This window comes from Elioraea sp. Yellowstone (assembly GCF_006704265.1).
Taxonomy (GTDB): Bacteria; Pseudomonadota; Alphaproteobacteria; order Acetobacterales; family Acetobacteraceae; genus Elioraea.
Window position 1 is genome coordinate 1 of record NZ_VIKA01000175.1, and the last position, 6,077, is coordinate 6,077.

The window sequence follows — 6,077 nt, forward strand, 5'->3', positions numbered from 1 at the left end:
GCCTCGGCCTCGGCGCGGTTCGCGCGGGCGACGATGCGCGCGGCCTCGGCCTCGGCGACCAGGGCGCGAAGGCGGCGATCATCGAGCGACAGGAGGGCCGCGCCCGCCGGAACGTGTTGACCCGGGCGCACATGCACCGCCGCGACGAGGCCGGCGAGGTCGGTGCCGATCGCGATCGTTTCGGAGGCAGGCTCGACTTCGCCGAGCCCGGCGACCGCGGCCGGGAACGGGTTGCGCGGCGGCGCCGTGGGCGGATCGGCGCGCGGCGGCGTGCCGGGCTGCGAGGCGATCGACCAGGCGGCGAACACGCCGCCGGCGAGGGCGAGCAGCGGGAGCGCGAAGCGGAACGGGCTGCGTCGGGCCATCTCAGTGCTCCGTCATGCGGCGGATCGCGGCCGCGTCCTCGGCGATCTCGACGATCCGACCGTCCTCCATGCGCGCGATGCGGTCGGCGAAGCCGTAGACGCGCGGATCATGCGTCACGACGACGACCGCCCGGCCGGGCCGCACCGCGCTCGCGCGCAGCTGGCGCATCGCCTCGTGGCCGGAGGCGGCATCGAGCGCCGCGGTCGGCTCGTCGCAGACGATGAAGGGCGGGTCGTGCACCAGCGCGCGCGCGATCGCCACGCGCTGCATCTGCCCGCCCGAGAGCTGTCGCGGCAGCTTCTCGGCATGCGCGCCCATGCCGAGCCCCTCCAGCACCGCCCGCGCCCTGCGCGTGGCGCGGTCCAGCCGCTCGCCGCGCACCACCAGCGGGATCGCGGCGTTCTCGGCCGCGGTCAGGCTCGGCAGCAGGTTGTACTGCTGGAAGATGAAGCCGACGGTCTCGCGGCGGAACCTCGCCGCGGCGGATGGCGTGAGGTGCCGCACGTCCTGGCCGAGCACCTCGATCGCGCCCTCGCTCGCCGAGAGGATGCCGGCGAGGATCGAGATCAACGTGGTCTTGCCGCAGCCCGAGGGTCCGACCAGCAGCAGCATCTCGCCCGCGCGCACGGTGAGGTCGATGCCGTGCAGCACGCGGATCGTGCCGTCGCCCGACGGGAAGTCCTTGGCCACGCCGCGCGCGGTGACGACCGCTCCGTTCATTTGAACACCACCGCCGGATCGAGGGTGAGCGCCTTGCGGATCGAGGCGATTGACGCGACCAGGATGATCAGCACCACGGCACCGGCGACGATCGCCGCGACCCACCACGGCAGGAAGAAGCCGCGCAGATCGACATTGGTGCGCCCCGTCACCTCGAAGAACACCGCGGCGAGCCCGATGCCGAGCCCGTAGCCGATCGCCGCGACCGCGCCCGCCTGGGCGAGCACCATGCGCAGCAGTGTGCCGTTGGAGACGCCCATCGCCTTCAAGGCGCCGAACTGGCGCAGGTTCTCGAGCACGAAGATCATGAAGGTCTGGCCCACCACGGCCGCGCCGACGATGAAGCCGAGGGCCACGGTGATGCCGAAATTCACCGGGATGCCGGTGCGGGTGAGGTAGTAGCGGATGGTGCGCCAGACGAAGTCCTGCCAGCGTAGCGCGAGCAGTCCCGTCTCGCTTTCGATCCGAGCGGCCAGCGCATCGATGTCCTCGCCGACTTGCGCGCGCACCAGGATGTAGGAGAGCGGCTTCCTCGGCGGCGGGGCGAAGCGCAGCGCCTCGGAGTAGCGCGTGTAGATCACGGGGAAGGTGGTGAAGGGCGCCGAGGCCTCGGCGACGCCGACCACGGTCGCGCGCCGGTCGGCCATCTCCAGCACCTTGCCCGGCGCGGGCTCCTCGCCCGGCCAGATGAACAGCGCGCCCACGCGGTCGAGCACGATCGCGCCCGGCCGGCGCAGATCCTCGACCGAGCCCTGGAGCATCCGCGGCGGGCTGCCTGCCAGCGAGGCGTCATCCACGCCGAGCACGAACACCTGCTGCAAGCGCCCGTCCGGCGCGCGCGCGACCGTGAGCCCCTTGAAGAACGGCGTCGCCCAGCCGACGCCGGCGACGCCGCGCACGCGCCAGAGCGCGCTCTCCGGCAGCGGCTCGATCTCCTCGACGTAGATCACGCGGGGATCCATCACCCAGAGATCGGCGTCCACCACGTCGATCACCTGGGCCGCGGTGCGCAGCATCAGGCCCACGAAGATCGAGGCCTGCTGCGCCATCAGCATCACCGCGAACGCCACACCGCAGACAAGCCCGACATATTTCGCCGTGTCGCCCGTGAGCATGCGCAGTGCGATGCGGATCATCGCGGCCTCTCCTGAACGGCGTTCAGATGAACGACGTTCATATACCGGCTTGCGCGCGCAGCCGCAAGCGCTAAAGTGAACGGCGTTCAGGTCACGGGGGCGCGATGGCGAGGACGGCGGCAGGAAGGCGGCCCGCGGCGAAGCCGCGGCGGCGGAGCGCCGCGGACCGCCGCCGGCAGGTGGTCGCGGCGGCACGACGGATCGTGCTGCGCGAGGGCTTCGAGGCGCTCACCATGCGGCGCGTGGCGGCGCTCGCAGGCGTCTCGGCCGCCGCACTCTACCTCTACTTCCCCGACCGGCTGAGCCTGATGGCGGCGGTGGCGGACGACCTGTTCGAAGGCCTGCTCGCCGCGATGCGCGCGGCGGTGGCGCGCGCCGAGGGCGATCCCGATCCACGCGCACGGCTGCACGCGGTGATGACCGCGTATCTCGACTGGGGCCTCACGCATCCGGACGAGTACCGCGTGATCTTCATGACGCCGATCACCGGCGTCGCAGGGCATCAGCCGGGCGAGCCGGGCGTGCCGGCGGCACCGACCGGGCAGGCGACCTTCGCCGCGCTGCAGGCGGAGGTCGCGCGGCTGATCGCGCTCGGCGTGTTCCGCCCGGCCGAGCCCCAGGTCGTTGCCGAGGCGATCTGGGCCGCCGGCCACGGCCTCGTCTCGCTGCTGATCACCAAGCCCGGCTTTCCCTGGAGCCCGCGGGACCGCCTGATCGGTACGCTCGCGGATGCACTCTGCCGCGGCTTCTCGGCAGGCTGACGCGGGCGACGCCCGCGGACGGACGGGGTCGCGGTCGCGCGCGGCGGTCGGAGACGGGCCACATCGCGGGCGATGCCGGCGCGCCGGGATCAGGGCCGTTGTCGATCGCCCGGGAAGGAGGCCGCCGGACCCTCGCCTTGCCGCCCCTCTCGCCCGGACCGGGCGGGCCACGTCGCCAGCAGGATCGACCCCAGCATCAGCACGAAGCCCGCGCCGTGTCCGGCTGTGAACGCCTCGCCCAGCACCAGAACCGCGAGCACCGCCGCGGTCGCCGGCAGGAACGCGCTGAACACGCCCGCCACACTCGCCGACGCCCGCCGCAACCCGCCATACCACAGCAGAAGACAGAGCACGCTCGCAGTCAGGCTGTGGAACACCAGCAACGCAACGTTGAGCGGGCTCGCCGCCCCCGGCGCGAGCCGCGGCAGCGACAGCGCCGCGAACGGCAGCAACTGCCCCGCGCTGAACGCCTGCATCCAGAACGCCGCCGTGATCACGCCGATGCGGCCCGAGTTCCGCTTCGCGAGCAGCACATAGACCGCCTCGCCGATCACGCCGGCGAAGACCAGCGCATTGCCGACCAGCGACCCTTCGCCGCCGCCCGCGCGCACGGCATTGATCGCCGCCATTCCCACCCCGGCCAGCGCCGCCGCCGCCCAGGCGCGCACGCCCAGCCGCTCCCGCAGCCACAACGCCGAGCCCACCGCCACCACCGCCGGCAGGGTCGCGAGCACCAGCCCGCCCTCGAGCGCCGAGGTGAACCTGAGCCCCGCCAGCAGCCCCGCGTTGTAGAGCGCGGTGCCGAAGGCCGCCTGCCAGAACAGGTTGCCCATCACCGCGGGCGCGGGCATGCCCCGCGGGCGCTCCACCAGGCGCATCAGAGGCCACAGCACCATGCAGGCGAGCAGGCAGCGCAGGCACGCGATCAGCGGGATCGGCAGCGCCTCGGCCAGCAGCTTCGCCACCGGCACATTCGCGCCGACCAGCATCATCGACGACGCCAGCATGAGATAGGCAAGCAGCATGGGGCGCCGACACTCGCCCGCCGCTGAGCCGCGATCAATCCTGCGCCGCAACCTCGCGGTAGGGGCTCGCCTCCGCGGCGATCGCCTCGATCTGGTGCAGCACCGCCGGGCGTTCGCGCGCGAGGAACGCCTCGACCGCGTCGCGCAGCCCCTGATGCGCGATCCAGTGCGCCGAGCGGGTCGGCACCGGCAGGTAGCCGCGGCTGACCTTGTGTTCGCCCTGCGCGCCGGCCTCGACGCGCGCGATCCCGTGCGCGATCGCGAATGCGATCGCCTGGTAGTAGCAGAGCTCGAAATGCAGGAACGGCACCTCGCGCGCCGCCCCCCAGTTGCGGCCGTAGAGCGTGTCGCGGCCGAGCAGGTTGAGCGCGCCGGCCACCGGCGTGCCATCGGGTTCCTCGGCCCACATCAGCACCACCCGCTCGCCGAGACGCTCGCCGAGCAGCGGCCAGAAGCGCCGCGTGAGGTAAGCCTGCCCCCAGCGCTTGTCCACCGTTGCGCGATAGAAGCGGTGGAACGCGTCCCAGTGCCGCGCAGTGATCTCGGCGCCCCGCAGCGGACGGATGCGCAGGCCCTCGGCCGCGCGCGCGCGTTCCTTGCGGATCTGCTTGCGCTTGCGGCTGGACAGCCGGGCAAGGAAGTCGTCGAACGTCGCATAGCCCTCGTTCGACCAGTGGAACTGCAACCCGAGCCTGGGCAGGAACCCCTGCGCCGCGAGGTCCGCCTGTTCCTTGCACGTACAGAACGTGACATGCACCGATGAGACACCGAGATCCGAAGCCGCGCGGATCAGGGCGGCGACGAGCGCGCCGCGGTGCGCGGGGTCGCGTGCGAGCAGGCGCGGTCCCGGCACGGGGCTGAACGGCACGGCGCATTGCAGCTTCGGATAGTAGCGTCCGCCGGCGCGCTCGAACGCGTCGGCCCAGCCGTGGTCGAACACGTACTCGCCGTAGGAGTGCGACTTGGCGTAGAGCGGCGCGACCGCGACGATCGCGCCGGCGCCGTCGCGCAGCACGGCGTGCTGCGGCAGCCAGCCCGTGCGCGCGGAGGCCGAGCCGCTCTCCTCCAGCGCGGAGAGGAAGGCGTGCGAGACGAACGGGTTGTCGTCGCCCGCGCAGGCATCCCAGTCATCGGGGGCGATATCGGCGATGCGTGGGTGGAGGGAGAGCGAAAACATCAGCGGAAGAATTGGGGGAGCCTGAGGCTCCCCCAACCCCCCTCCATCCGGGCGTCGCTCCCGTTGGTCGCGACGCGGGGTTCGGTCAACGGGATGGGGGGTGCGGGGTGAAGGGCCAATGGCCCTTCACCCCGCCAAGACAAACATCCCCTCGACCTCCGTCGCCGCATCCCCCGGCAGGCACGGCACGCCGATGGTCGTGCGCGCATGCCGCCCAGCATCCCCGAACACGGCCACGCACAGCTCCGAAGCGCCGTTCATCACCAGCGCCTGCTGCGTGAAATCGGGTGGACACGCGATGAACCCGCCGAGCCGCACGGCCTGCTTCACCCGGTCCAGATCGCCGCCGCACGCCGTCTTGAGCTGCGCCAGCACGTTGAGGAAGCAGATCCGGCAGCTCTCCTGCCCCTGCTCGACCGTCACGCCGGCGCCCACCTTGCCGGTCACCGCGATCCTGCCGTCCTTCAGCGGCACCTGGCCGGAGATGACGACGAGGTTTCCTGCCACCACGAACGGTACGTAGTTCGCCATCGGCGCGGCGGCCTCGGGCAGCACGATGCCGAGCTCCTTCAGGCGCGCCTCGATCCTTCCGGCCATGCGACGGTCTCCCCTTGCGGTTGCGGGGCGACCCTAGCGGCGTCAGTGCGCGTGGGCCAGAGCGCGCGATCCGCCCGTCGCCACGCGGGGCGGCTTCGCCGGCACCGGAACCTCGAGCCCGAGGCGCAGGAACGGCGCCACCGCGCGTGCCATTGCCTCGCGCGCCGCAGGCTCCGCCCCCTCGGCGAGCGCGGCACGCAGCCGCGGCGGCAGGAACGGCGCCTCGTCCGCCGTGCCGGCACCGATCGCGTGGCGCTCCAGCGCGGCGAGCAGCGGATCCTCCTGCGGCAGGCGC

8 protein-coding genes are annotated in these 6,077 nt (G+C 72.6%); 1 reads left to right on the forward strand and 7 read right to left on the reverse strand.

The annotated features are described in order from the left end of the window. The 3 genes from FK498_RS16575 to FK498_RS16585 form a co-directional block, all read right to left on the reverse strand. On the reverse strand, positions 1–365 hold a 365-nt coding region (locus tag FK498_RS16575), incomplete at its 3' end, for a biotin/lipoyl-binding protein (RefSeq protein ID WP_141856494.1). Between the two features lies 1 nt (position 366). Continuing rightward, positions 367–1,086, reverse strand: a complete 720-nt coding sequence (locus FK498_RS16580; protein ID WP_141856496.1) for an ABC transporter ATP-binding protein — start codon at positions 1,084–1,086, stop codon at positions 367–369. Then, positions 1,083–2,222, reverse strand: coding sequence for an FtsX-like permease family protein (locus FK498_RS16585; RefSeq protein ID WP_141856498.1), 1,140 nt, complete (start codon positions 2,220–2,222; stop codon positions 1,083–1,085). The genes FK498_RS16580 and FK498_RS16585 overlap by 4 nt, the downstream gene beginning before the upstream one ends. Positions 2,223–2,401: 179 nt before the next feature. On the opposite strand from FK498_RS16585, the gene FK498_RS16590 reads away from it, so the two are divergent. Continuing rightward, positions 2,402–2,983: a TetR/AcrR family transcriptional regulator gene (locus tag FK498_RS16590; protein ID WP_161988458.1), complete on the forward strand. Its 582-nt coding sequence runs from the start codon at positions 2,402–2,404 to the stop codon at positions 2,981–2,983. Between the two features lie 89 nt (positions 2,984–3,072). Here FK498_RS16590 and FK498_RS16595 read toward each other — a convergent pair whose 3' ends face one another. The 4 genes from FK498_RS16595 to FK498_RS19440 form a co-directional block, all read right to left on the reverse strand. Next, entirely contained in the window at positions 3,073–4,008 is a 936-nt protein-coding gene (locus tag FK498_RS16595; RefSeq protein WP_237560985.1) for a DMT family transporter, read from the reverse strand. 34 nt (positions 4,009–4,042) lie between these two features. Further along, complete coding sequence (locus tag FK498_RS16600) at positions 4,043–5,185, reverse strand: GNAT family N-acetyltransferase (RefSeq protein ID WP_141856502.1); 1,143 nt, start codon at positions 5,183–5,185, stop codon at positions 4,043–4,045. Between the two features lie 126 nt (positions 5,186–5,311). After that, positions 5,312–5,782, reverse strand: coding sequence for a RidA family protein (locus FK498_RS16605; RefSeq protein WP_141856503.1), 471 nt, complete (start codon positions 5,780–5,782; stop codon positions 5,312–5,314). A gap of 42 nt (positions 5,783–5,824) precedes the next feature. Then, a partial coding sequence (locus FK498_RS19440; protein ID WP_161988459.1) for a hypothetical protein occupies positions 5,825–6,077 on the reverse strand: 253 nt, incomplete at its 5' end.

Excerpts from the sequence above, each read along its gene's own strand:
- FK498_RS16580 (WP_141856496.1), bottom strand. The coding sequence starts at position 1,086 with ATGAACGGAGCGGTCGTCACCGCGCGCGGCGTGGCCAAGGACTTCCCG.
- FK498_RS16585 (WP_141856498.1), bottom strand. The coding sequence starts at position 2,222 with ATGATCCGCATCGCACTGCGCATGCTCACGGGCGACACGGCGAAATAT.
- FK498_RS16600 (WP_141856502.1), bottom strand. The coding sequence starts at position 5,185 with ATGTTTTCGCTCTCCCTCCACCCACGCATCGCCGATATCGCCCCCGAT.
- FK498_RS16605 (WP_141856503.1), bottom strand. The coding sequence starts at position 5,782 with ATGGCCGGAAGGATCGAGGCGCGCCTGAAGGAGCTCGGCATCGTGCTG.
- FK498_RS16595 (WP_237560985.1), bottom strand. The coding sequence starts at position 4,008 with ATGCTGCTTGCCTATCTCATGCTGGCGTCGTCGATGATGCTGGTCGGC.